Here is a 25,363-nt window from a genome sequence, read left to right as displayed (position 1 = left end):
TACTATTGGGTTCTACTTGATTATTCTTCAAGTAGTTGTTGATTTTGGGTGACTTTTATCTACTCAAAACATTGTCTTTTATGAAATCCTTCTTATTTCTCTTTTCAAAATATTCTTTTAGACTGGTATCATCAGGGCTAGTCATATACTTAACTACAGCATGCCTCACTATTGGTATTCAACTTATTTTAAATAACTGTGTTTTGTTAACGTGAGGTCTGTTAATATCCATTTAAACGGTTTGTTGGGATGTAAACTTTTCAGATGTTTTCTTATTTTAATCCATATGTACCTATCGATATTGCCAAATGTCTTTTGGCAACTTGGCTTGCCAGTTCTTTAGATTACGATGGAATGCGTTGATATGTTGTATATGATATATGTCTTCCATGTTTAATTTTATGAGAGTATGTAGGCTTATAGATGATATATAAATAGATCAAATTAGAATTGAATCTTTACAGTTGGAATAATTAAGAAAAATCTTGATGAAAATGATAGACAATGATATTATGTAGAAATAAAGTTAATTAATGAAAGTTGGATAAAAATGAAAAAAAACATTATAAGAGTAGTTATTTTAATTATTTTAGGTATAGTCATAGTAATGAGCATTCCTTATATTCAACAAGTTAGGTCATATATGATGTTAAAAGATTCATATGAAAAGTATAAAAACTATTCTAGTTATGAATACAAAATCAAAATCAAATATGATTATACAAATAGTAAAAACAACAGAGCTTTAATTGAAAATATCTTAGAGAAATCAGATATAAATATTTTAGGAGCAAAGATAAAAGACAAGCATTATGGGACAATTGGTTTCATTTCTAATAATAAAGACTTTAGCAAATTATTAAACATGAATTATAAAATTAGTGATAGTGAAATAAAGATATCTTTAGGTGAATTATTCGAAAAGTCAATTGGTATTAGAGTGCCAAGTATAGAAAATAATAATAAGATAAAGTATAAAGCATCATTAAATAAATTGGATAAGAGTATATTAATTAACAATGAAATAGTTGAAAGAGAATGTGAAGATTTTTGTTTTAAAATACATTCTGATAGTGTTAGAGAATATATAAAGGGTATAGAAAATCAAGGAAGTATCTTTTTAAATGATTTTCTTGGATCGAAATGGGCAGAAAATATTATAGACAATAGTATGGAGTATCCAGTAGAGTTGCATATATACTTGAAAGATAATAAGATAAAAAAAGGTGAATGCTTAATATATTTAAGTAAAGAAAATGTTATAAAAATAGAAAAATATATTTATAATGAAAATAATGTAAAAGAGTACAATAAAGATATTACAAAAGAGTCAGTGTCATATAAGTATATTAATAAGTTGTTTAAAGAGGTAATTTATTCTATTTTTAATTAATACTTTATATAGTTAGGCTATCGTTGATATAAGCAGGGTTAAAGAATTGAATAAGTGAAAAAAACGTTGTTTGTCACCCTAATTTTTTTGGGTGGCAAATATTTTTTCAAAGATATCTACACTATATTTTTTCATCTTTTGTGTCACATGTGAATAGGTATCCATGGTTGTTGATGATTCTTATAATTTGACACAAATTACATATTATCCTAAAAGTTCTTTTAATTTATAAATTTACATATTATAATATATTTAGAGGGGATATACTATGTTGCAAAAACGTAGGTCAATTAATGATCTTTTAAGAGACTTAAAGGATGATTTTGCATGGGTAGAAATTAAATGGACAGATAAATATGGACATTATATGAGTACTATCAATTACATAGATGAAAGATATACTATAGATTATAAAAAAGTAGATTACAAAGAAGTAAAAATGGTAATTAAACAAGCTATGAAAGAGAATAAAGACGTTAGATTAATTAGAATGAAAAGAGACGAGCTTATAACACATATATCTTACTAGAAACACTAACACACGATAATAATAGATATGAAAAATAATAGCATCTGTGTTTAACGCACAGATGCTTTATTTGGTGTGCCCTGCATGGGCGCAATCTATAGAGGATTGTAGATTTGTTTAGAACAATATTTAATATGTATTATAATGGAGAATGAAAAGTTGATTTATATTTTCCATAAGATCTAATACCTTGTCCAAATCTTCGACTTAAATATACGCTATGTATAATACTGTTCACTGTATAATCATAAGATACATTATAGAAAAAAACTTAGTATCTAATTTGATTTCGACCATTTTCCTTTGCCTCGTAAAGTTTTTTGTCAGCTTCAATAATCGTATTTGATATTCGACCCGTTTCATATGCAGCCATTCCCGCTGAGAATGTAAATCTTAAAGTAGTAGTATTAGAAACTATTCTTTCCCTGAATGCTTCCAGTTTTAAAAATGCCTTATCTAAATCATCATTCTGAATAAAAATGGCAAATTCCTCTCCTCCATATCTACATACCATATGCTCTTTAAAGAAAGTTTTAAATTCATATCCAAAATATCTCAGTACCTTATCACCTTCAGTATGGCCAAATTTATCATTAATGTTTTTGAAATAGTCAATATCGATTATGACAAAAACTCCTTGGGTTACATCTTTTTCGATTTGATTCATAAAATGCCGTCTGTTGTAAATTCCAGTCAAGGTATCCCTAGTTGCCAGAATTTCAAGCTGTTTTTTTGCCTGTTCTGATTCAGTTATGTCATTTATAACATAAAGTCTCCCTCTGTTGTTTTTCATTTCAATAAGCTTGAAATTGTATATCCTGTCATCTAATTCATAGATATCCTTATATGACTCAAAATCGTAATTAAACAGTTCTCTAATCAATTTAATGGATTCACCAGCCCTAATGCCTTCAAGAGACGGGAAGAACTGTTTTGATGCGTGGTTAAAGCTTATAAGCATTCCATTCCTATCTGTAACCAGAACAGCGTCATCTACAGCATTAAACACCATTTCATGGGTGATAGGTGTCAAGAAAAGCATATCATACCTGAAAAGGCCAACTCCAATTAAAAGACTCATAAATATATATGAGAATGGTAGTAAATCAATGCATGCCGGGCCAAACCCCAAAATATAGACAGTAAAAACCACCAGAGGTATTGTGACACCCACAAGCATAAAGAGTGCTTTAGTTCTGTAGTCTCCTTTTGATTTCTTTGATTTCACAGCAAAAACTATAATGCTGTACAAATTCGAAAAGCATAATACAGCTATATGTACATAGTACCAAATTCCCTTTTCTAACTTCAAAGCATTAAATCCCAACGAAGAATCAAGGCTAACAGAAGAATAAAAGAGGAAGTGGTAAGAATTTGTGTTCACAAAAACTAAAGTAGCAATATTAACCGTAATCAGCAAACATAACATATATCTATTAGCAAATTTTCTTTCATCTGCATACTCTCTTGCAAACAGCATAATAAGAAATGGAAAAAAAGACACTCCTATATATTCTATTCTTATCCCAAAATACATCTTTTCTACAGAATCACTTAACAGCTCAAAGGAATACCCTAAAGAATGAAATGTCATGGCTATCAAAAGAATAGAAAACGCAAAAGCACCAGGTATTTTCTTTCTTCTAATTCCATAAAGAGCCAGATTGCTAAGCAATATTGAAGATATAATTAACAGGATACTTAATAAAGATTTGTTCATCAATCATGCTCCTCTAGTATAATTTTCAAAAAACATTTAGATTTATTATATCATAGTCTCCTACCCATAATAAAGAATAGGAGGGGAATCATGAATAAAGAGTTTTATAGTTATCAGAGAAATTTAATTGATTAATTCATGTAAGTATAGTATTATATGGTTATAAGAATATTTAATATTACATAACAATTATAATTGATTAGAAGCAAAGTGATACACATAACCTACATATTTATATTATTTTTGAATTATAATGTAATTAAATTCATTAAGGTTAGAAAATAAGTATTTAATTGTGTGGGTACAATTTTATAATAAATAAGAGATTTAGTTAATCTTTTTATCAGGGGGTAAAGTATATGTTTGTGTGGAAAAATGAATACGAGATTGGAATAGAGAAAATTGATAATGAACATAAAAAGATTTTTGAGATAGCTAACAAAGGGTATCAGCTTCTGGAAAATGATTTTTATGTGGATAAATACGATAAGATACTAGATATAATAGATGAATTGAAGGAATATGCTCAATTTCACTTTTCAGAAGAAGAGGATTATCTAGCAAGTATAGGTTATAAAAAATTATTTACTCACAAAATGCAGCATGACTATTTCATAGAAAAAGTTAGCAATATAAACTTTAAGGAAGTAGATGCTAATCAAGATCAATATATCATAGGAATATTAGACTTTATAGTTAAATGGATTAAGGAGCATATACTTGATAAAGACAAAGAATATGTTGGTGATAAATAGCCTTAGTCTGTTGGTTACCATACTCATAAATAAAAGCATCTGTGCGTTAACACAGATGCTTTTATTTATTCTGCAATTCCTGATTCTTCAAGCTTATGAGCTATTTTTTCTAGAGGCTCATGAGCTAGACTTACAAATAAAAGACCCATTATAAAAAATATAACAAGATAAGAAAATAATGTAAGGATGTCTGTTCTAAGTGCAGGATAAAGCACTCCAAATACAGCTTCTCTTAGAGCTCCAATACCATAAGTAAAGGGAAGCCATGAATATAGTTTTTGGAAAAATAGTGGAGTCATCTGTATAGGGAAAGTTCCACCAGAACCAGCAACTTGAAGTACCAAAAGTACAACTCCCATTGCTTTTCCTACATTTCCAAAAAGAGAAAGTAATGCGTATATTATAGTACAAAACACTAAACTTTGAAATATACTTAAAAGTACAAATAAAGTAGGTTCGGCAGCAGTAACCTTTAATAAATACAAATCACCTAATGATACTATTAAGCCTTGAAGCATAGCTAAAGTAGCAAACAAAGGATATTTACCTAAGTAAGTTTGTAATGGAGTAGGTTTAAAATCTACATTTTTACTTTCTGTTGTTAATAATGAAGATAAAACCAAAATTCCAACCCATAGAGATAAAGTTGTGTAAAAAGGTGTCATACTGCATCCGTAAAAATCTGTAGAGTATAATGAATGAGAGTTCAAGTCAACAGGAGCTGCCATAAAATCCGAAATAACATTTTCATTAGACTCAATTTTATCTACAAATTCTTCGATATTTGCTTTTTCTGAAAACTCATCCAGTCTGTTACTTAAGTGCGTTAAATCCTCTTGAAGTTCTGGTAATTCTTCACTAATCTTAATCATATCAGCAGCAGCAACTTGTCCATTATTAGCCGCTGTGGTTGAAAAATCTTTTATTAGCTCAGTTTTAGCAGTAATACTCACGAGGAGTGCATTAGCATCTGATGAAAAATTAGATGCGTTAGATAAATATCTTTTTACAGTAGCAGTTAAATCAGTATTGATTTTTATAATCAAATTATCAAGATTGCTAATCATATTTGAATTTAAATTATGTATATTATCTAGTGAGTTTTCAATGTTATTATTATCGTTAATATCATTTGATAAATCACTCAATAGATTAGATACTTCATCCATTCTAGATAATGAGATATCTGTAACTTCCTTAACTAGAGGTATTAGATAATTTTTCTCATCTCCTATTAATTCATTAATCGTGTTAAGATGGATTCTGATATCTTCCACGTTTCCTTTTAAATTGCTAGTATAATATACAAAATAATGTATAAATTTATTAACGTCCTTATCAATTGAATCACATGTATCATCTATAGTATCCAATGTAGATAAAGCTTTATCAATTGACTCACTTATATCCTCTGGTAGCTTCAGTGATGCTCCATATAATTTTAATGCATTGTTTTCCTTGTATAAATTTTCATATGAGGTTGTATAGTCATTATCAATTTTGATATTTTCAAGATTTTCCTTCATAGAATCTAAAGTACTCTCGAGTGGTAATTTTAAATCATTCCCCAATGGGTATTTATTTATAGTTTTAATTATTGTATTTAAATTTTCATCAAGTGTTGATGGGTTTTTTGAAAGTTCTATTTTAAAAGCTTCAATGTTTTTCAAAATATTATCAGATCTTTTATTAGCTTCATCAATAACAGCTTTTTTATACTTTTCATTTGCGGTTCCACGTTCTAATATGTCTTCAGGTTTATTTGTGTCTTCAGGTTTATTTGTATCTTCAGGTTTATTTGTATCTTCAGGTATATTTTTATCAAATATCTTATCAAAATTGCTAGTTATAGCAGTGATATAATTGACTCTAGGAGTAACGATTTTAGAATTCTTTTCTATCATAGGATCTAACGTACCATTTATCTTTAAAAGATTAGTCCTAATATTAGCGTCTAATTCGCGTATGGTCTTTGTAATCTCATATACTGAATTATTATTATAATCAATGGTAAGTAATTTTTTTAATAAATTTTCTAGTTCAATTAATTGATTTTCTGTTATTTCAGCTAAACTCTCTATTTCAGGAGATATATCTTCATCAAACTGATTAAGACTGCTTTGAATAGAGCGCATATCCTCAATTATTATTTTTAAATTATCAGAGCTTTCATTGAGAGTATTTACAAAATCAGGTTTCTCTAATACAAGTTTATCTTTAAGTTTCACTGTATTATTATCTAAATCTTCAAGACAGATTTTTGTTAAGTTAAGAGTTTCAACAAGATCTCTTGAAGTTTCATCTGTATTTTCATTAAGAGTATCTATATCTGTTTTGAAATCATGAGTAAAAGAAACTAAATCATTCAAAGTGTTATCAACTAAATCAATATCTTTAGAAGAAAGAGAAACAAGTTCTGAACCTTTGTCAACTCCTTTGGAATTATCATTTAATCGTTGAGCCATAATAGGAATATCTTCGATTAAATTATCTAAATACTTTTTGTATGTATTAAATATTGGATCGATATCTTCAGTTTTTACACCAGCATCTTTCAACATTGAAAAAATTTGTGTAGTGACTGATTCAATAAAAGCAGAACTTATTTGATTTTGAATTGTTGAAGCTCCTTTATCGGTGATTTTAGGAGAAATAGCATTTACTTTTTCGTTAACATAATATTCTAAGGACGGTTTCATTGGATTATCATCGATAATTGTACTCATTTTTTCAGAAAAGTCCTTTGGAATTATTATACTAGCATATACTTCTCCAGTTCTAGTAAGATCTATAGCTTCATCAGAATCATCTACAAATGTCCACCCTAAAGTATCATTTTCTTTCAAATTTTCTATAAGCTCTTCACCAATCATAATTTCACTGTCTTTTATTTTTCCTCCTACATCTTTGTTACACACAGCAATCTTAATGCCACCAGTACTTCCATAAGGATCCCAAGAGGCATATATATTAAACCATGCATAAAGAGAAGGCAATATCAGTAAGCCACATACTATAATTAAAGCTATTTTGTTTTTAAATATATTTTTTATATCACTAGTAAAAATTTTTAAGATCTTTTTCACAAGTTGTCCTCCGTTTCGGTAAATATAATTGGTGATTTTAAAATATTGATGCAATATATAATTATATATATATAAAGTAAATATGTCAAATGATGTAGAAAATTTAAATCAAACACGATTTTTCCATAAGTTCCAGTGGTAGTTATTTTAGGAAGATATACTAGGGACAAAGTATCTTATGTGTTAAAATAAAAACTGCTGATTTGGCATCAGCAGTTAAATTTCGCCCAAGTATTCTTCTAAAGTTATGTTTTTATTAAAAATTTCTTCTGCCGCTTCTTTACCAACAAAACGTAAATGCCATGGTTCATACTGATATCCAGTAATGTGTTCTTTACCTTTAGGATAGCGAATTATAAATCCAAATTTATAAGCATTAGCTTTAACCCATTTACCCTCCATAGTTTGTCCAAAACGTTGAGTTAAAACATTATTAACTGAAGGGCTTGTTAAATCCATTGCTAAACCAGTTTGGTGTTCGCTCTCACCAGGTTTAGCACTAAATTGGTTAGCTTTTTCTAATCCGTTTTTTTTAACATTGGAAGCAAAAATAGATTCTTGTCTCGTATATGAGCGATAACCTGATAATGCATATATTTTAATATTATCTTCTTCAGCTTTTTTAAATAAATTTTCTAATGCTTGAGCAGCCTCTTTTCTCATTAATTTTTTAGAATGATAACTTTTAAAGGGAAAAGGAACATTCGGCACAACAAGATTATGAGGAATATAATCTGAGGGCAATTTATTTTTCTTATTTACTAATGCTAAAATATGATCTGGATTACTTACAATGATTTTATCATTTAAACCGTTAGCATCAGTGATAATAGTTAATGCTTGTCCAATATATATAGTATCACTTGTCAAGTCATTGATTTCCTTAAGTTTTCTAATGTCTATATTATATTTAACTGAAATTTTAAATAATGTATCTCCAGACTGTACAATATAAACCTCATGTTCTTCATCTTTAAATTCATCTTCAACTTCAACTTCAGTATCAATATTATCTGATGAATCTTTTTCAGTATCTTGACTAATGTTCTTGATTATTTCCAAAATTATGTCTTTTTTTCCTTCAGATTTATTAGGCTTTACATCACATTTAGTAATTGCCTCAACTTTATTGGCAAAAGGAAGTGATGATATCAAGAGTATAACAAGAGCAATACTCAATATTTTTCCTTTAACATTCAACTTTTTCATATAAACTTCAACTCCTATAGTAAAATAGATACCCCCTACAGACTTACTACAATATAATAATACATTTATTTCGACAATATGTTACAAAGAGGTTAAGGAGGCATTGGAAATTTTTTTTGTTTTTCTGAATAGCATAGTTCTAAGGTGATAAACTATATTGTGATTGTAAAAAGGAAACTGATAATACAATCATAATGGATATAATGTGTTATAATATAAAACTAACGATATATATAGAAGATAAAGAAGAGTAAGAGGAGATAAAATGAAAATTAAATTAAATGTAACGAAAGATTTAAAAAGAGATTTAAAACTAAAAGCTAAAGAAAAAGAATTAGAAAGAAATGATTTTATATATGAAATAATTAATAATTTCGTAAAAGAAAAAGAGTCGGTGTGGGCTTCTAAAATAGAAGGAATTATAAAAAATGCAAATTCAGATGAAATTTCAAATGAAGAGAAAGCAAAAAGTGGTATGAAAAAAACTACAAAAAAACTGCAACCTATAATCTTAAATGTTGATGAAAAAACATATTATGCACTTGCGATTGTTGCTAAAAAAACTAAAAAACCTAAAGAAGACATGATTGTTAATCTACTAACGAATATAGTTAATAAGTAAGAAAGAGATGATTAAATGATAAAAGCAAATTTTAAGGATTACCCATTGAGCAATGATATATTAAAAGCAATTAGCATGCTAAATTTTAAAAGGCCTACAAGTGTTCAGGAACAGGTTATACCGGCTGTATTAGAGCAAAAGGATATAATAGTAAAGTCTCAAACTGGAAGCGGAAAGACTGCTGCATTTGCTATCCCTATTTGTGAATTAGTAGATTGGGAAGAAAATAAACCTCAAGCATTAGTGATTACACCAACAAGAGAACTTGCTATTCAGGTCAAAGAAGATATTTTTAATATTGGCAGATTTAAAAGGATTAAAGTACCAGCAATTTACGGAAAGTCTCCTTTTATTAAACAAGAAAAACAACTTAAACAAAAAACACATGTGGTGGTTGGAACACCGGGGCGTATTATAGATCACATTGAAAGAGGGACATTTGATACATCAAAAATAAAATACCTTGTAATAGATGAAGCTGATGAAATGCTTAATATGGGATTTATAGAGCAAATACAGACCATAATAAACAGTTTGTCAAAGGAACGTGTGACGGTTTTATTGTCAGCTACAATGCCTAAAGATATAGAGGCTTTATGTAACAAATACATGAAAGAACCTATACTTGTTGAAATAGAAAACCAAAGTTCAGCAGCAGATAGGATATGTCAAGAAAGATATAATGTAAATCAAAATGATAAGAATGAACTTTTAAGAGACATAACCATAGTAGAAAACCCCGATAGTTGTATTATATTTTGCAATACAAAGCATAAGGTGGATGAGGTTTATAATGAGCTGGCAAAGCTGAAGTATACTTGTGGCAAGACTCACGGCGGAATGGAACAACGTGATAGGTTAAGAGTAATGAATGATTTTAAACAAGGTAATTTCAGATATCTGGTTGCTACAGATGTTGCAGCTAGAGGAATAGATATAGATAACATTTCACTTGTAATCAATTATGATATACCACAAGATTGCGAAAGCTATGTTCATAGGATAGGAAGAACTGGACGTATAAACAGGAAAGGTAGAGCAGTTACTTTTGTAGCACAAAATGAAAGTAAGTTTCTAAATGATATACAGCAATATATCGGCAAAGAGATTGTTTTAAAAGAAAGACCAGAGAAAGAAACTGTGAATAATTTCAAAGAGGAATTTGTTGTAAAAATAAATACTAAACCTCAAAATAAAGAAATAAAAGGCGCACAGCTAAGCAAAGAAATTATGAAATTGCATATCAATGCAGGTAAGAAAACAAAAATGAGACCAGTAGATATTGTAGGTACACTTTGCAACATTGAAGGCATGACAAAGGATGACATAGGGATCATAAATGTACTTGATATATCTACCTTTGTAGAAATATTAAATAATAAAGGTGAGTATATTTTTCAGGAGTTACAAAAGACACCTATTAAAGGTAGACTCCGCACGGTAAGTAAAGTGGAGATGTAGCAATCCCCAAAACTAGAGGCTGTCCTATTAACAGCCTCTTTTTAAATATGAGAAAAAAGAAATTTAAATTTAACTAAATATTCTGGATTTTAACCTGCATTAATGTCTCTCATTAGGACCTAGGGTAGTTACTAAAAAATTGGAAAAGATATTATTAAAGATGTTATAATGAGTAATAAAAAGTTATGTATTAAACAACTAGGAGATGATGGTATTGAAACACTTTGAGTACCTTCAAAGTTTAAATGAAATTTTTTATATAAATCCATGTGAATATAAATTAAATTCTTCAAGAGATATATTGGTTTACTCAATAGGTGCTCTACTATATACCAGTGCACTTAGAGAAGATTTATTAAATTCTTTGATTAACTTGAGATTTCAAAATTGCAATTCTGTGGCAATTTGTTTGGAGGATGCAACAGATTCCAATAACATTTTAAATGCTGAAAAAAATGTTTTTAAATTCTTTAAAGAGGTTCATAGATTACAAAAAAAAGATAATACATTTATAGAAAGAAATCTTCCTCTAATATTTTTAAGGGTTAAGAATCCACAACAACTTAAAAAGATTCTTGAAAATTATCCATTGGATTGTCTGTGCGGGTTTATAGTACCAAAGATAAGTATAGATAACTGTAATTTATATTTTCCATTAGTAGATGATTTTAATAAAGCAAACAATAAGAAGTTATTTGTTCTTCCGGTATTGGAAAGTAAAAGTATAGCATATAAAGAGACAAGGCTTGAAGAACTTATTAAGCTGAAGAACTATTTTGATAAATATAAAGATTTGATTTTAAACATTAGAATAGGGGCTACAGATTTAAGTGGTATTCTTGGAATTAGAAGAAATAAGGAGCATACTATTTATGACGTGGGAGTAGTGTCAGATTGCATATATGATATAATAAATGTTTTTAAAAGAGATGAGTACGTTATCTCAGGACCTGTATATGAATATTTCAATAATTCCAAAATATTTCAACCTAGTACATTCATTAAGGAGATTAAGCTGGATATAACTAATGGGCTTACAGGAAAAACTGTTATTCATCCTAAACAAGTATTTTCAGTCAATGCTTCTTTAGTTGTAAGTAAGGAAGAATATAGTGATGCCATAGATATAGTAACATCCAATGAAGATGGCGTAATAAGAAGTACATATAGAAATAAAATGAACGAAATAAAGCCGCACACAATATGGGCAACTAATATATTGAAAAGAGCAAAAATTATGGGGGTTTACAACTATGGAAAAGATTATAAAGATTTACTCAAGTGGACAAGCCAAACTTCAGAAAGAAGCTTTAGAAATAAAACTGGATATTAAAGATAATAAATTCAATATTCCAGAAGATCTTTTATTTACAATGTCTGCAAGAGAAAATAAAAAAAGAGCATTTTTATTTGTAAGCAGGCTAATAGGTAAACACATACCTATTAAACCTGAAGTTTTGAAGATTACTGGAGCAATTTTAGCGAGACAATGGGTTATGGATAGATATAATAAGACCTATTCTGATATTGATGTACTAATTGAAGGGTTGAAAGAACTTTTAAAAAATGATGTATTTAAAAGAGATGAAAGTAATGAATTGAAATCTAATATTATAAAAGAAGCTGTAAAAGCAGCAAATATAAAAATTTCTTTACCTAAAAAGACTTTATTTATAGGTTTTGCAGAGACTGCTACTGGTTTAGCTCAGGGAGTATTTAATTGCTTTGAAAATGGATGGTATATACATACCACAAGAGAAATAATTGATAATTCAACACCAAACTTTGTTTTTAAAGAAGAGCATTCTCATGCTGTTAATCATATGATTTATGCACCTACAAAGGAGTATTTTAATAATTTTGAGGAAATTGTATTAATAGACGATGAGATAACAACAGGTAATACAGCTAGAAATTTGATTAAAAATTTACCAGGAGAAAGCTTCGGAGTTATATCTATATTAGACTGGAGAGATAAAGATAAATATGAGAACAATGGGCAAAATATAATTTTTTCATCTCTTACAAAAGGAACAGTTAAGTGTAAGAAAATAGATGAAGTTAAGGGAGAAGAATTACTAAAAATTAAATCATATCCTAATAAGCATAAAGATATAAAATTAAAAACGCCATTATATAATGAAAATTACATAAAGTATACAGGAAGATTTGGATTAAGTTATAAGGAAAGTCTTGATGTTGAAAAACAATGTAAAGAGCATGGAGCCATTCTAAATACATATAGAACTAAGGAAAGGTGTCTTTGTGTTGGAGAAGGGGAGTTTATTTATTTACCATGTATTATTTCAAGTTATATGGGGGAGGATGTATATTTCCAATCATCAACAAAGAGCCCCGTTTTCCCTCTTAATAAAGAAGGATATGGAAATAAGAATAAAGTAGAATTTAATGCTCCTAATGGTGATAAGATTAAAAATTATTTATATAATCTCCCTCATGATTTTTATGAAGATGTATTTTTCTTTAGTGAAAGAGAGCTAAAGGAAGACACTAAAACTGAACTTGCAAATATTTTCTCAACAGTAGGAATTAAGAATATAACTTTTGTGTGTTTTTCAGAGGAGGGGCAGATATGAAAGAGGCTTTAAGTTCTGGTTCTTATTCTCCTGATGACGTTATTTTTTTATTAAAGTTAATTAATAATGAACTTAAGGAAATGGATACCTTCGAAAGAGAACAAGCTATACAAAAAGGAGTAAGTTATTCCAATATGCTTCCTATTGAGTATGAACCATCTGAAGAATATGTACAGATATTTATGAAAACTTTAGAGGAAACAAAAGAAAAAATAGCTACTTTAACAGCTGTACTTTCGGAAAAAATCATAAAAAAAAGAGGAAGTAAGTTAATATTAGTTTCCTTGGCAAGAGCAGGTACTCCTATAGGAATTTTAGTAAAGAGATTTATAAAATATAAATATGAAATTGATTTACCTCATTACAGCGTATCTATAATCAGAGAAGCTGGTTTAGATGAAAATGCTGTAAAGTTTATGATTGAAAAACATGGACATAGTAATATTCAATTTATAGATGGATGGACAGGGAAAGGTGTTATTAAAAACACTTTGGAAAATTCCTGTGAAAGCTTTAAGAATAAATATGGAATTGAATTAAATAGTGATTTAGCAGTATTAGCAGATCCCGGAAGAATATGCTCTACTTATGCCACTAGAGAGGATTTTCTTATTCCGAATGCATGTTTAAATTCTACTGTTTCAGGACTTATGAGTAGAACAGTACTAAATAAAGATATTATTGGAGAAGATGATTTTCATGGTTCTAAATTTTATCAATCCTTAATAAAAAAAGATTTGTCACAGTATTATGTAGACACTATATCTCAATCTTTCAATTTGACTTTACATGAAATTGAATATGAATGTGAGGAGCCTGACAGAAGAGGTCTTAAAGATATAGAGAAAATTAAAGCACAATATGATATAGAGGATATAAATTTTATTAAACCAGGAGTAGGGGAAACAACAAGAGTATTGCTTAGAAGGGTTCCTTGGATGATTCTTGTAAATACCATGGACAATCCCAACTTAGAGCATATATATAGATTAGCCAAGGAAAAGGGAATACCAATAAAAATTATTGAAAGTAAATCCTATTCATGTTTTGGGTTAATTAAGCAATTAAGAGGAAGGGGATAATCTATGATATTTGCATCAGATTTAGATAGAACATTGATATACTCTACTAGGTTTATTAATGAGGAGAATAGCGATTTTATCCCAATTGAAAAGAAGGAAGGAAGAATAATTTCATATATATCTAAAAGGACAATACAATTGCTAAAAAATATTAACGAATCTACATTGTTTGTTCCAGTTACAACAAGAACTGAGGCGGAATTTAATCGAATTGATATATTTAAAGCTGAAATAATTCCAAAGTATGCAATAGTTGCAAACGGAGCAAAGATAATCGTAAATGATGGTGAGCGTAAATTAGAGCCTTATTGGGAGAAATATATTGAAATGAGGATGAAAGAGATAATTTCTCCTGAAGATATCCTTAAAGAGATTGAAAAAGTAACACCCAAAAATGTTATCTTAAGTTATAGAATCTGTGATAAGACCTTCGTATATGGGAAGATAAGATTAAACACTGAACTTCCACATGAATTTATAGTAGAATTAAAAAAAATATGCCATAAGTATAATTATAAATTAGATTTGCAGACAAGAAAAATTCATATTATACCTGAGTTTATAAATAAGTGGCTGCCACTTGAATTTTTGAAGAAGAAAGAAAAGGAAGATAAGATTATTTCAGCGGGTGATTCATTTTTAGATTTACCTATGTTGAATAATTCACATAAGGGATTTATTCCAAGTCATGGTTTAGCTCTTGATTATGATGACAGCAGGAAGGAAAATATGTTTATAACAAAAAACAAGGGGATTGAGGCATCGGAAGAAATTCTTCTTAAGGTTATTGATGAGTTAAAAGTTTCATAGATAGAAAAATAACTGAAAGGATATAATAAATTTTATTATAATAATTGCTCAATACTTGACGTTATAGGTTTGGTGTATTATGTCAATTGGTGTTATTTATCCAAAAATACTGTATAATATCTTATGACAGATATTCTTTCTATGTTAGGGTTTGTCATTTAATATATTATCATAAGGAAGATTTTTGTTATGTTTTTTGTAAAACATAAAGAAGAAACTAAAATTTAGAATTACAAAGGAGAAAAAATGTTATTTGAGAATTTAGATATAATCGACCCTATTCAGAGGGCTTTAAAAGAACAAGGATATACAAAAGCTACTCCAATACAAGAAAAGTCTATTCCAACTTTACTAAACAAAAAGGATTTTGTTGGTTGTGCGCAGACTGGTACTGGAAAAACAGCGGCTTTTGCTATTCCGGTATTACAAAATCTTTATAATGAGAAAAGAGTTAAAAAAGGGCCTAAACCTATTAGAGCATTGATATTAGCTCCTACTAGGGAATTAGCTATTCAGATAGGAGAAAGCTTTACAGCTTATGGTAAATATACAGACCTTAAAAATATAGTTATTTTTGGTGGGGTTTCACAAAGACCTCAAACAAATGCACTTAAAGCAGGAGTGGATATACTAGTTGCAACTCCAGGAAGAATGCTTGACCTATTTAATCAGAAATATATTGACTTACGTAACGTAGAATATTTTGTGCTTGATGAGGCAGATCGTATGCTGGATATGGGAATGATTCATGATGTAAAAAGAATAATAGCACAGCTACCAAAAGTTAGGCAAAACATGCTATTCTCTGCAACTATGCCACCAGCGATTTTAAAGCTAGTAAATTCTATTGTGAAAAACCCAGAGAAAGTTGAAGTTACTCCTGTTTCATCTACAGTAGATATCATTAAACAAGAGTTATATTTTGTTGGTAAAAAACAAAAGAAATCTTTACTTAAGCATCTATTGAAGGACGAGTCTATAGATTCTGTTTTGGTGTTTTCAAGAACAAAACGTGGAGCAAATGCAATTACAAAGGATCTTGTTAAAGTAGGAATAGAGGCTGAAGCTATTCATGGTAATAAATCACAGAATGCAAGACAACGTGCCTTAAGTAATTTTAAGGAAGGGAAAATAAGAGTCTTGGTAGCAACGGATATAGCAGCAAGAGGTATTGATGTGAATGAATTATCACACGTAATTAATTTTGACTTACCTGAAGTCCCTGAAACTTATGTTCATAGAATTGGGCGTACTGGAAGGGCGGGATTTGAAGGGTCTGCAATCGCCTTCTGTGATGTGGAAGAAAAGGCGTACCTTAAGTCTATTGAAAAACTTATCCGAAAGACAATACCAGTAATTGAAGATCATCCTTACAAACAAATTGCTAGTGATACCCCAATAGTAAACAAGAAACCTACTAAAAATACTTCTACTAAAAAATATGGTCAAAATCGTAATTCTAATAGAAGAAGAAATAATTCAACAAAATAGAAAAAAATATCATGAGAAGCTTCTCATGATATTTTTTATATCTTTAAAAGTGAATTAAATATTTCCATCTATTTTGTAATTTTTAAGTAACTTGATTATATAACTTAATGTGTAAAAAGCTCTATCAAGTTCAACTTTAATGATATTTAATCCTTTGATTAACGTTGACTCATCAAAGTTATCTAATAAGATCATTAAGTTTAATACGTTTATATTCCCGTCCTTTGTATCAAAGATTCTTGCCTTTTTTACATAGTCATTTTTCATTATATTTTTAACAGCCATTTCTAGTTCTGCGCTAATTTCTAATTGTGGCATTTCATCAAAAATTCTAATGTTTGAATCTTTTAAATTTAAATTTTTAGCTTTCGATGTATCAGTGGATAAAAATATAGTATTTTTAAATTCCGCATCTTTGAAATCAACTCCATCTAGATTTACGGAGTCAAATATAGTATTTTCAAATTTAGCTTTTTTAAAAATACTACCTTTTAAATTTGTTCCAATAAATTCTGCCCATCTAAAAGTACACCCCAAAAAAGTACATGACTTGAAATGTGCACCTCTAAAACTTACATAATCAAAATTTGAATTTGAAAAATCGCTATTGTAGCAATTGCTTCTATGAAGATTTTTATACATAAAGTTTTTATTTTTTTTCTCTATATTATTATAATTAAAATTTCCTTTAACACTTTGATTTCTAGCCATTTTTACCTCCATAACAAATAATCTTATTTGTCTTCCGTTTTATTCTAGCTTTTTATTATTAGTAAGAAACTCCTATACATAAGTATAGGAGTTTCTATGGTTGCGGGGATAGGACTTGAACCTATGACCTTCGGGTTATGAGCCCGACGAGCTACCAACTGCTCCACCCCGCGTCATTAATTCTATAAGTTTTGATTAGATACTTAATATAACATAAGAAATCCAATAAGTCAAGAAAGTGAACAAATCGCTTACTAATTGTTCACTCTTAGCGGGATACAAAACGAAACAACTAAAGGCAGTATTTTCTGTTGGAAATACCACCTTTAGTAATGCTATTCTATATTTCATAACTAATACAAGATGTTAAGAGCACTTATTTATATCCGTTCTGTTTAGCTTTTGCTTCATCTTTAATTTCTTTTCTCATATTAGCAAGAGATTCTAACCTTCTATCATTTTTTGCTTCTAATGCTTCTTTTGTTTTCTCGTCATCTGTAATTTCAATCATTTCTTCAGCTTTACGATAGTTTTGTATAGTCATATCAATATTATACTGAATTTTATCTACATTATCGCTTCTGTCATCTTTTTTTGGTTTCATAATTTTTCTCTCCTTTGTGCAATTAATATTTTAAGTGTAAATTAGTATATACAAACACCGTCTATATTATTATGGCTAGAACAATATTTGTTATTCAAAAATAAAGAGATAAAAATTTATGAAACCGTTTGCAAAAGTTATTCTAAAAATAGATATTGGAGAATATTATATTAATGTGAACTACATTGACTATAGATAAACTACTTCATAAGAGAAGTTAACTTCATAGTACAAGGTAGATAGCAATGGAGATTTCATATCATAAAACTAAATTATTTTCTAACTTAAATATCAATAAATATTCATCAATACAAGGGGGAATTATGTATGTTAAAAACCAAAAAAGTTATATCGCTTTTAGTAATGTTAATTTTTACTGTTGTATTAGTTTTAACTGGCTGTGGGGGAAATAAGAAGGCCAGTAATGTAGAGGTGAACATTTTTCAATTCAAAGTAGAAATTGCAAAAGAACTTGAATCAGCAATTAATGATTACATGAAGGAACATCCAAATGTTAAGATTAATCTTCAAACAGTTGGTGGTGGAGATGACTATGGTGCTGCCTTAAAGGCAAAATTTCAATCTGGTAGTGAACCAACAATCTTCAATATTGGTGGACCACAAGATGTTGAGGATTGGATGAGTAAGCTTGAGGATTTATCTAATGAGCCATGGGTTGACTTAGCGCTTGATGGAATGTTATCAGGAGCAACTTCAGAGGGGAAGGTATATGCTCTTCCATTCAATATAGAAGGCTATGGATTTATTTATAATAAGGAAATATTTGAAGCAGCCGGAATAGACGCAGCAAAAATTAAAGATTTTAACTCACTAGAAGCAGCTGTTAAGACATTAGATGAAAAGATTAAAAATGGAGAATTGAAAGGTCAGTTTCCTAATTTAGAAGCAGTATTTAGCTATGCAGCTAAGGAAACTTGGGTAACAGGACTTCATACTTCTAATGCAGCTTTTGGCCAAGAATTTTCAAATAGTATAGAAACATTTAACGCAAAAGAAGTAGAATTTAAAAATAGTGAAGCTTTAAAGAAAATAATTGACCTTCAAGCAGATTATTCGCTATATAAAAATGGCAAACAAAAATTAAATGCTGTTGACTACTCAACACAAGTTGATCAAGGTATTGCTGTTGAAAGAGTAGCTATTATTCAGCAAGGTAACTGGGTTTATAATGGTGTAAAAGAGATTGATGAAAATGTAGCAGAAAATTTAGATATATTACCTATGCCTATAGTTGGAGGAAAAGAAGACTGCATACCAGTTGGCGTTCCTATGCATTGGGCTGTCAATAAGAATTGTGATGAAGAAGTTAAGGCTGCTGCTAAAGATTTCTTAAATTGGTTGTATACTTCTGAAAAAGGTAAGGACTATATAGTAAACAAGTTTTACTTTATTCCACCTCTAAAAGGGTATGAAAAACTTTCACCTCAAGATTCATTAGGTATAGCAATAAAGAGATATGCTGAAGCAGGAAAAACTACTCCATGGGTATTTATGGGTTACCCAACAGGATGGGGACAGGATGTATTAGGTGCTAACATTCAAAAATATTATGCTGGTGAATATACATGGGAAGAAGTTGTGAAAGATTCACAAGAACAATGGGAAAAGATGAGATAAGATAAGAGCTGCGCAGGGAATAGAGAAAAGAGAAAATAGAAGAGAGAGAATTGATAACCTAATTTCTTCTTTCTTCTTTTTTCTTTCATTAAATATCCACTGTGCACTGTGAATTAGATAAAGAAGGTTGGGGGATATTATGAAAAAATCATGGGGTTGGTTCTGTTTATTTGTTGGACCTGCACTTTTTGCATTTTTAGTGGTTGTTATTATTCCGATGTTTATGGGAATATATTATTCATTTACTTCATGGAATGGAATAAGTAATAATGTTGATTGGATAGGTTTTAAGAACTACATTGAAGTTTTTAAAGAAGATAAAGAATTTTTAAGAATATTTTTGTTTACTGCAAAATTTGCAATTGTGTCAGTTATTAGTATAAACTTAATTGGATTTTTACTTGCATTGTTAGTAACAAGAGGATTAAAGATGAGCAATGTGTTAAGAAGTATTTTCTTTATGCCTAATTTAATAGGTGGACTTATTTTAGGATTTATTTGGCAATTTATATTTACTAAGGGATTTGATTTTATAGGTGCAGCACTTGGAATAGATTTTTTAAGAGGATGGCTTTCTGATACATCCACAGGATTTTGGGGACTTGTTATTTTGATGTCATGGCAGATGGCAGGATATATGATGGTTATATATATAGCAGCACTTCAAAATATACCTAAGTCGCTTATTGAAGCAGCAGAAATAGATGGGGCAGGAAGTATGCAGAAACTCAAAAATATTACAATACCATTAGTTGCACCAGCGTTTACAGTTGGTATATTTCTAACATTATCTAATGCATTTAAGCTCTATGATCAGAACCTATCTTTAACAGCAGGTGGGCCTTATAATTCTACACAAATGCTTGCTATGAACATATATAATACAGCTTTTAAATTTAATAGCTTTGGGTTAGCTCAGGCCAAGGCAGTTATATTCCTTATTACAATCGCTGCAATTACATTAACACAGTTGTATTTCAGTAAGAAAAGGGAGGTTGAACTGTAGTGAAAAAAAGAATTGGAAAAATTTTAACAATCATAATAAGTATAATTGTTGGGATAATATTCATATCTCCCTTTTATTTAGTGTTAACTAATTCTTTTAAAACTCAAAGAGGTATATTTACCAATGTTGTTGGGCTACCTGGAAAATTTGCTACATTGAAGAATTATGGTGAAGCCTTTGTTCAATTGGATTTTATTCACTCATGTATCAATTCACTATTGATTACAGTTATCAGTGTTATAATAATAGTGATTTTTACATCTATGGCAGGATGGATGCTTGTTAGAACAAAGAGCAAGTTTAGTACATTTTTATTCTTTTTATTTGCGGCTGCTATGCTTGTACCATTTCAGGCTGTTATGCTTCCATTAATAAAAATTATGGGTAGTGCACACCTCTTAAATCCAGTAGGATTAATTTTTATGTATCTAGGTTTTGGTACTAGCCTATCAATAATTCTGTACCATGGATTTATTAAAGGAATACCAATGGAAATAGAAGAGGCTGCAGTAATAGATGGGTGCAATAAATTTCAGGTTTTTTGGTATGTGGTTTTTCCACTGTTAAAGCCCATAACAGTAACAGTTTCAATATTGAATACTATGTGGATATGGAATGACTTCTTACTTCCACAGCTTGTTATAAATGAAACCAGATGGCATACAATACCACTTAAAATGTTTTACTTTTTTGGACAGTACTCAAAAAAATGGCATTTAGCATTAGCTGGACTTGTTATAGCCATGATTCCTATTATAGTATTTTACTTCTTTGCCCAAAAACACATTGTTAAGGGTATTGCACAAGGGTCTATAAAGTAATGAGCTAGGAAAAGTGTTTCTGATTTAGTCTAAATAAAATAGGTGTAGTCTTCTATAAGTTTCTTAATTCTTATAGAAAACTACACCTTATTTTAAGTATAGAAAACGTCTATCTATATTAATTATTATAATATAAACTACTTGATGAATACTCAGCATCACAAGTAACATCGATACCAAGTTTTCTAAGTGTCTGCTCATCATTTGTGCTTAAAACAGTTGTAGAGTGAGCCTGACAGCCCTTAAGCATAGATAGTTTTTCCATAACTGATTGAGCCATAGGATTAGTTGCTGCACTAATGCTCAGTGCAATTAAAATTTCTTCACAATTTAAAGCTGTAGTCTTGTTTCCAAATGTTTCTGATTTTAATTTAATTATTGGTTCAAGGATTACTGGTGAAATTAAATGAATCTCATCTGCAATATTAGCAACATGCTTAATAGCATTTATAATAACAGCAGCTGCGGCATCCATTGTGCTTGAGTTTTTACCAGTCAAAATTGTTCCATCCTCAAGTTCAATAGCTACAACAGTACAGTGTTCATTTTTACATAATTCCTCTTTCAACTTGGACGCTTTTTCTCTAGCTGGAATAACTACTTTGCGATCCTCAGCCTTAAGATTAAGTTCTTCCATAATTAGCTTTGCTCTATGGAAAGTTTCTAAATCAACAAGACCCTTTTTATACTCCACCCCTGTTTTAAAATATCTTCTAATAATCTCTTGTCTAGAAGCTTCTTTAACCGCCTCATCATCAACAATTCCGAATCCAACACGATTAACACCCATATCCGTAGGTGATTTATAAACAGATTCTTTTCCTGTAATTTTTTCAATAATTCTCTTAAGCACAGGGAATGTTTCAATATCACGATTATAATTTACTGAAACTTTATCGTATGCCTCCATATGGAAAGAGTCAATCATATTTACATCCTTTAAATCAACTGTTGCAGACTCATATGCAATATTTAAAGGGTGTTTTAGTGGAACATTCCAAACAGGGAAAGTTTCAAATTTAGAGTATCCTGCCACTCTTCCACGCTTATTCTCATGATATAGCTGACTTAAGCAAGTAGCTAGTTTACCACTTCCTGGACCAGGAGCAGTTACTACAACTATTGGCTTTGTAGTTTCTATGTATGGATTCTTTCCATAACCTTCTTCACTAACAATAACATCTACTTCTGTAGGATATCCCTTTGTAGAACGATGAGTATAAACCTTAATACCTCTTCGCTCTAATTTATTCATAAATACTGTTGTTGCAGGCTGATTGTCATATCTAGTAATTACAACGCTATTAACATCCAGCTCATATGATCTAAATTCGTCAATTATTCTTAAAACATCCATATCGTAAGTTATACCAAAGTCTCCACGAATTTTGTTTCTTTCGATATCTCCAGCATAAACACAAATAACAACCTCAACCTTTTCTTTCAACTTATGAAGTAGCTTTATCTTTGCGTTTTCATCGAAACCTGGAAGTACTCTTTTTGCATGTAAGTCACATAAAAGTTTTCCTCCAAACTCCAAATAAAGTTTGTCGTAATCATTTACTCTTTCAAGTATAAACTTTGATTGTTCTTCTAAATATTTCTTGTGATCAAATCCTATTTTCATAATCAACCTCACTATTCTCAAATCACATGTAAAAAAATAAACAACATAGTTAATTTTTTTTACATGTGCCTATGTATTCTTTGACTATTTTACCATCAAATCGACTTAATTATAATAGGAAATTCAAATGTTTTTTATTTTTTTTGTAATAACTTCAGAAAAACATTAGCAAAGCCTATATTACATATGTTTTAAACTTTATTAAAGACAACACAATAATTTCCTTTTGGTGTCCTGCATTTTGAACATCTAACACATTTTGCTGGTTTTCTATGGCCATCTTTCCATCGCTTGATTAGATGAGGTTCAGCAAGTAAAGGTCTTGAAATAGCAAAGTAACCAATATTTGTTTCATTAAAAACTTTTTCTATGTTATAAAAATCTTTAAAACCACCTACTGTAATTATTGGAACATTTACTGTTTCGCTAATAATCTTTGCATATTCAATAAAATATCCTTCCTCTTTTATTTCATATCCGTCAAATATTTCTCCGGTCATTGATTTTGCTTTACCATGGATATTACCTGAAATTTCAATACCATCAATGCCTACTGACTCTAATTTTTTACATATTAATTTAGTTTCTTCAAAGGTTAGTCCACTTTCAAAAAATTCAGTAGCAGTAAGTTTTACTAATATAGGGAAGTCTTTTCCTACCTTTTCTCTCATTTTATAATAAATTTGTAGTAAAAATCTCATTCTATTTTCTAAACTTCCACCATATTCATCGGTTCTTCTGTTGTAATATGGACTAAGAAATTGGTTTATTAAATATGTATGTGCTCCATGTATCTCTACCCCGTCGAAACCTGCATCCTTAACCCTTTTACCAGCTTCAGCAAAGGCGTTAATAATATAGTCTATTTCATCTTTTGACATGGATTTACCTAAAACATTTGTACTTCTTTCAGGAACTTCACTTGGAGCATAAATAACTCTTTCACCAAGGTTAAACTTAGTTTTTGTCCCACCGTAAGCTATTTGCATAATTATTTTTGAACCATAGCTGTGAACTAACTTTGTTAATTTTTTATACTCTTGAATAAATGAATCATCGTAAATACCCATCATGCCAGGATTAGGCTGTTCTTCTTTAACAACATTTCCGTATCCTGTTATAATTAACCCAACTTCTCCTTTTGCTAATTCTTCATAAATATCATAAAGTTCCTTTGTGAGATGGCCATCTTCAGTGGTCATATTTTCCCAAGTTGCACTTCTAACAAATCTATTTTTAAGATCAATGTTTGCTAAATTATTTTCATGGAATAAAGATTTTTTTTGTTCATTAGTGTACATTTAAAAAGCTCCTTTCTTATAGCATACTCACTTAATCAGTAGGTATGTACAAACTCAAAAACATAAATTGAGCTTGTATTGCATTTTAATTTTATTAACTAAATATTAGTTTGATATAAAACTAATTATACACTAAAAAGGTTTGTTGTCAAACTATTTTAGTGTATACGTTTTTTGTTTTAGTTTATTTTGGAAATGGATTGACCTTGATGGTCAATTGTTATATAATGGAATTGACCATTAAGGTCAAAGCCGGAGAGTATAATTAGGAGGATATTAGATAATGAACGAAGCTTTCGAAAAAATTGACATAGAAAAAAAGAATAGGATAATCAATAGTGCCTTTGAAGAATTCAGCAAGTATGGATTTGACAAAGCCTCAACTAACAATATAGTTAAAAATGCAAATATATCTAAAGGTCTTTTGTTTCATTATTTTAATAATAAGAAAAATTTATTTGAGTATTTGGAAGAATTTAGTGTGGAAATAATATTAAAAGAAATTGAAGATAATTTTGACTGGAATGAGACTGATATTCTTGAACGAATTAAGCAAGCTGCGGTGATTAAAATAAAAATTACTGAACGTTACCCTCATATATTTTCTTTTTGCACGCTTATATTAGAAAATAAAACAAGGGAAGAAATGTTGAACATGAATCAAGGTAAAGCGATAGAGCTAATTTCCCAAATTTATAATTTTGATGTTGATTATACAAGGTTTAAAGAAGGGATAGATATAAAAAGGGCTATGACTATTATTAAATGGACATTTGAAAAGTATGGTGAAGAGTGTGTAAAGAGTTTTGCACAAATTGACAAAGACATTGATTATGATGCTATGTTAGAAGAAATAGATGGTTATATTGAAGTGCTAAGAGCAGCTTTTTATAAATAAAA

The 25,363-nt window shown here is 29.6% G+C and carries 21 protein-coding genes and 1 tRNA gene; 14 read left to right on the top strand and 8 right to left on the bottom strand.

Translation table 11 applies throughout. The annotated features are described in order from the left end of the window. Positions 1-550: 550 nt before the first annotated feature. On the top strand, positions 551-1,393 hold the full coding sequence (locus KDK92_RS00985) for a hypothetical protein (protein WP_250857153.1): 843 nt from the start codon (positions 551-553) through the stop codon (positions 1,391-1,393). Positions 1,394-1,661: 268 nt separating this feature from the next. Beyond that, entirely contained in the window at positions 1,662-1,922 is a 261-nt protein-coding gene (locus tag KDK92_RS00980) for a hypothetical protein (protein WP_250857152.1), read from the top strand. 271 nt (positions 1,923-2,193) lie between these two features. On the opposite strand, the gene KDK92_RS00975 is transcribed toward KDK92_RS00980, so the two are convergent. Beyond that, positions 2,194-3,642, bottom strand: a complete 1,449-nt coding sequence (locus KDK92_RS00975; RefSeq protein ID WP_250857151.1) for a histidine kinase N-terminal 7TM domain-containing diguanylate cyclase — start codon at positions 3,640-3,642, stop codon at positions 2,194-2,196. 359 nt (positions 3,643-4,001) lie between these two features. Between KDK92_RS00975 and KDK92_RS00970 the strand changes: the two genes are divergently transcribed. Beyond that, on the top strand, positions 4,002-4,397 hold the full coding sequence (locus KDK92_RS00970) for a bacteriohemerythrin (protein ID WP_250857150.1): 396 nt from the start codon (positions 4,002-4,004) through the stop codon (positions 4,395-4,397). Between the two features lie 65 nt (positions 4,398-4,462). Here the strand turns inward: KDK92_RS00970 and KDK92_RS00965 are convergent, their stop codons facing one another. Together KDK92_RS00965 and KDK92_RS00960 are read right to left on the bottom strand one after the other, a co-directional pair. Then, on the bottom strand, positions 4,463-7,483 hold the full coding sequence (locus tag KDK92_RS00965; protein ID WP_250857149.1) for a YhgE/Pip family protein: 3,021 nt from the start codon (positions 7,481-7,483) through the stop codon (positions 4,463-4,465). 216 nt (positions 7,484-7,699) lie between these two features. Then, positions 7,700-8,692 (bottom strand): D-alanyl-D-alanine carboxypeptidase family protein, encoded by a 993-nt coding sequence (locus tag KDK92_RS00960; RefSeq protein ID WP_250857148.1) that lies wholly within the window; start codon positions 8,690-8,692, stop codon positions 7,700-7,702. Between the two features lie 265 nt (positions 8,693-8,957). Here KDK92_RS00960 and KDK92_RS00955 point away from each other — a divergent pair, with 265 nt between their 5' ends. The 7 genes from KDK92_RS00955 (at position 8,958) to KDK92_RS00925 (ending at position 16,755) form a co-directional block, all read left to right on the top strand. Further along, positions 8,958-9,314, top strand: coding sequence for a hypothetical protein (locus tag KDK92_RS00955; RefSeq protein WP_250857147.1), 357 nt, complete (start codon positions 8,958-8,960; stop codon positions 9,312-9,314). A 15-nt stretch (positions 9,315-9,329) separates the two neighbouring features. Next, the gene (locus KDK92_RS00950) at positions 9,330-10,775 is read left to right on the top strand and encodes a DEAD/DEAH box helicase (protein ID WP_250857146.1); all 1,446 of its coding nucleotides are present in this window, start codon (positions 9,330-9,332) and stop codon (positions 10,773-10,775) included. Positions 10,776-10,989: 214 nt separating this feature from the next. Next, a complete protein-coding gene (locus KDK92_RS00945; RefSeq protein WP_250857145.1) occupies positions 10,990-12,108 on the top strand; it encodes an HpcH/HpaI aldolase/citrate lyase family protein in 1,119 nt (372 codons plus the stop codon). Next, positions 12,029-13,372: a phosphoribosyltransferase family protein gene (locus KDK92_RS00940; RefSeq protein ID WP_250857144.1), complete on the top strand. Its 1,344-nt coding sequence runs from the start codon at positions 12,029-12,031 to the stop codon at positions 13,370-13,372. Before KDK92_RS00945 ends, KDK92_RS00940 begins: the two co-directional genes overlap by 80 nt. Next, the gene (locus KDK92_RS00935; RefSeq protein WP_250857143.1) at positions 13,369-14,454 is read left to right on the top strand and encodes a cysteine protease StiP family protein; all 1,086 of its coding nucleotides are present in this window, start codon (positions 13,369-13,371) and stop codon (positions 14,452-14,454) included. The genes KDK92_RS00940 and KDK92_RS00935 overlap by 4 nt, the downstream gene beginning before the upstream one ends. A 3-nt stretch (positions 14,455-14,457) precedes the next feature. Beyond that, on the top strand, positions 14,458-15,264 hold the full coding sequence (locus tag KDK92_RS00930; RefSeq protein ID WP_250857142.1) for an HAD hydrolase family protein: 807 nt from the start codon (positions 14,458-14,460) through the stop codon (positions 15,262-15,264). 246 nt (positions 15,265-15,510) lie between these two features. Further along, positions 15,511-16,755 (top strand): DEAD/DEAH box helicase, encoded by a 1,245-nt coding sequence (locus KDK92_RS00925; protein WP_250857141.1) that lies wholly within the window; start codon positions 15,511-15,513, stop codon positions 16,753-16,755. A 54-nt stretch (positions 16,756-16,809) separates the two neighbouring features. Here KDK92_RS00925 and KDK92_RS00920 read toward each other — a convergent pair whose 3' ends face one another. The 3 genes from KDK92_RS00920 to tlp all read right to left on the bottom strand — a co-directional run bounded on the left by KDK92_RS00920 (position 16,810) and on the right by tlp (position 18,070). Continuing rightward, the gene (locus tag KDK92_RS00920; RefSeq protein ID WP_250857140.1) at positions 16,810-17,466 is read right to left on the bottom strand and encodes a pentapeptide repeat-containing protein; all 657 of its coding nucleotides are present in this window, start codon (positions 17,464-17,466) and stop codon (positions 16,810-16,812) included. A gap of 97 nt (positions 17,467-17,563) precedes the next feature. Next, a tRNA-Met gene (locus KDK92_RS00915) sits at positions 17,564-17,639 on the bottom strand. Positions 17,640-17,842: 203 nt separating this feature from the next. Next, entirely contained in the window at positions 17,843-18,070 is a 228-nt protein-coding gene (gene tlp, locus KDK92_RS00910) for a small acid-soluble spore protein Tlp (protein WP_250857139.1), read from the bottom strand. A gap of 327 nt (positions 18,071-18,397) precedes the next feature. Between tlp and KDK92_RS00905 the strand changes: the two genes are divergently transcribed. The 3 genes from KDK92_RS00905 to KDK92_RS00895 all read left to right on the top strand — a co-directional run bounded on the left by KDK92_RS00905 (position 18,398) and on the right by KDK92_RS00895 (position 21,535). Further along, the gene (locus KDK92_RS00905; protein ID WP_250857138.1) at positions 18,398-19,708 is read left to right on the top strand and encodes an ABC transporter substrate-binding protein; all 1,311 of its coding nucleotides are present in this window, start codon (positions 18,398-18,400) and stop codon (positions 19,706-19,708) included. Between the two features lie 139 nt (positions 19,709-19,847). Beyond that, entirely contained in the window at positions 19,848-20,714 is an 867-nt protein-coding gene (locus KDK92_RS00900; RefSeq protein ID WP_250857137.1) for a carbohydrate ABC transporter permease, read from the top strand. Beyond that, positions 20,714-21,535: a carbohydrate ABC transporter permease gene (locus tag KDK92_RS00895; RefSeq protein WP_250857136.1), complete on the top strand. Its 822-nt coding sequence runs from the start codon at positions 20,714-20,716 to the stop codon at positions 21,533-21,535. The genes KDK92_RS00900 and KDK92_RS00895 overlap by 1 nt, the downstream gene beginning before the upstream one ends. Positions 21,536-21,653: 118 nt before the next feature. Here the strand turns inward: KDK92_RS00895 and KDK92_RS00890 are convergent, their stop codons facing one another. Both KDK92_RS00890 and KDK92_RS00885 read right to left on the bottom strand, forming a co-directional pair. Then, positions 21,654-23,162, bottom strand: a complete 1,509-nt coding sequence (locus KDK92_RS00890; protein ID WP_250857135.1) for a DUF1846 domain-containing protein — start codon at positions 23,160-23,162, stop codon at positions 21,654-21,656. Positions 23,163-23,353: 191 nt separating this feature from the next. Beyond that, positions 23,354-24,463 (bottom strand): NADH:flavin oxidoreductase, encoded by a 1,110-nt coding sequence (locus KDK92_RS00885; RefSeq protein WP_250857134.1) that lies wholly within the window; start codon positions 24,461-24,463, stop codon positions 23,354-23,356. A 283-nt stretch (positions 24,464-24,746) separates the two neighbouring features. Here KDK92_RS00885 and KDK92_RS00880 point away from each other — a divergent pair, with 283 nt between their 5' ends. After that, positions 24,747-25,361, top strand: coding sequence for a TetR/AcrR family transcriptional regulator (locus tag KDK92_RS00880; protein ID WP_250857133.1), 615 nt, complete (start codon positions 24,747-24,749; stop codon positions 25,359-25,361). Positions 25,362-25,363: the final 2 nt, after the last annotated feature.

It is taken from the genome of Oceanirhabdus seepicola, assembly GCF_023684385.1.
Classification (GTDB): domain Bacteria; phylum Bacillota; class Clostridia; order Clostridiales; family Clostridiaceae; genus Oceanirhabdus; species Oceanirhabdus seepicola.
This window is presented reverse-complemented; position numbering and strand designations above follow the sequence as displayed.

Excerpts from the sequence above, each read along its gene's own strand:
- KDK92_RS00985 (WP_250857153.1), top strand. The coding sequence starts at position 551 with ATGAAAAAAAACATTATAAGAGTAGTTATTTTAATTATTTTAGGTATA.
- KDK92_RS00980 (WP_250857152.1), top strand. The coding sequence starts at position 1,662 with ATGTTGCAAAAACGTAGGTCAATTAATGATCTTTTAAGAGACTTAAAG.
- KDK92_RS00975 (WP_250857151.1), bottom strand. The coding sequence starts at position 3,642 with ATGAACAAATCTTTATTAAGTATCCTGTTAATTATATCTTCAATATTG.
- KDK92_RS00970 (WP_250857150.1), top strand. The coding sequence starts at position 4,002 with ATGTTTGTGTGGAAAAATGAATACGAGATTGGAATAGAGAAAATTGAT.
- KDK92_RS00960 (WP_250857148.1), bottom strand. The coding sequence starts at position 8,692 with ATGAAAAAGTTGAATGTTAAAGGAAAAATATTGAGTATTGCTCTTGTT.
- KDK92_RS00955 (WP_250857147.1), top strand. The coding sequence starts at position 8,958 with ATGAAAATTAAATTAAATGTAACGAAAGATTTAAAAAGAGATTTAAAA.
- KDK92_RS00950 (WP_250857146.1), top strand. The coding sequence starts at position 9,330 with ATGATAAAAGCAAATTTTAAGGATTACCCATTGAGCAATGATATATTA.
- KDK92_RS00940 (WP_250857144.1), top strand. The coding sequence starts at position 12,029 with ATGGAAAAGATTATAAAGATTTACTCAAGTGGACAAGCCAAACTTCAG.
- KDK92_RS00935 (WP_250857143.1), top strand. The coding sequence starts at position 13,369 with ATGAAAGAGGCTTTAAGTTCTGGTTCTTATTCTCCTGATGACGTTATT.
- KDK92_RS00930 (WP_250857142.1), top strand. The coding sequence starts at position 14,458 with ATGATATTTGCATCAGATTTAGATAGAACATTGATATACTCTACTAGG.
- KDK92_RS00925 (WP_250857141.1), top strand. The coding sequence starts at position 15,511 with ATGTTATTTGAGAATTTAGATATAATCGACCCTATTCAGAGGGCTTTA.
- KDK92_RS00920 (WP_250857140.1), bottom strand. The coding sequence starts at position 17,466 with ATGGCTAGAAATCAAAGTGTTAAAGGAAATTTTAATTATAATAATATA.
- tlp (WP_250857139.1), bottom strand. The coding sequence starts at position 18,070 with ATGAAACCAAAAAAAGATGACAGAAGCGATAATGTAGATAAAATTCAG.
- KDK92_RS00905 (WP_250857138.1), top strand. The coding sequence starts at position 18,398 with ATGTTAAAAACCAAAAAAGTTATATCGCTTTTAGTAATGTTAATTTTT.
- KDK92_RS00900 (WP_250857137.1), top strand. The coding sequence starts at position 19,848 with ATGAAAAAATCATGGGGTTGGTTCTGTTTATTTGTTGGACCTGCACTT.
- KDK92_RS00890 (WP_250857135.1), bottom strand. The coding sequence starts at position 23,162 with ATGAAAATAGGATTTGATCACAAGAAATATTTAGAAGAACAATCAAAG.
- KDK92_RS00885 (WP_250857134.1), bottom strand. The coding sequence starts at position 24,463 with ATGTACACTAATGAACAAAAAAAATCTTTATTCCATGAAAATAATTTA.
- KDK92_RS00880 (WP_250857133.1), top strand. The coding sequence starts at position 24,747 with ATGAACGAAGCTTTCGAAAAAATTGACATAGAAAAAAAGAATAGGATA.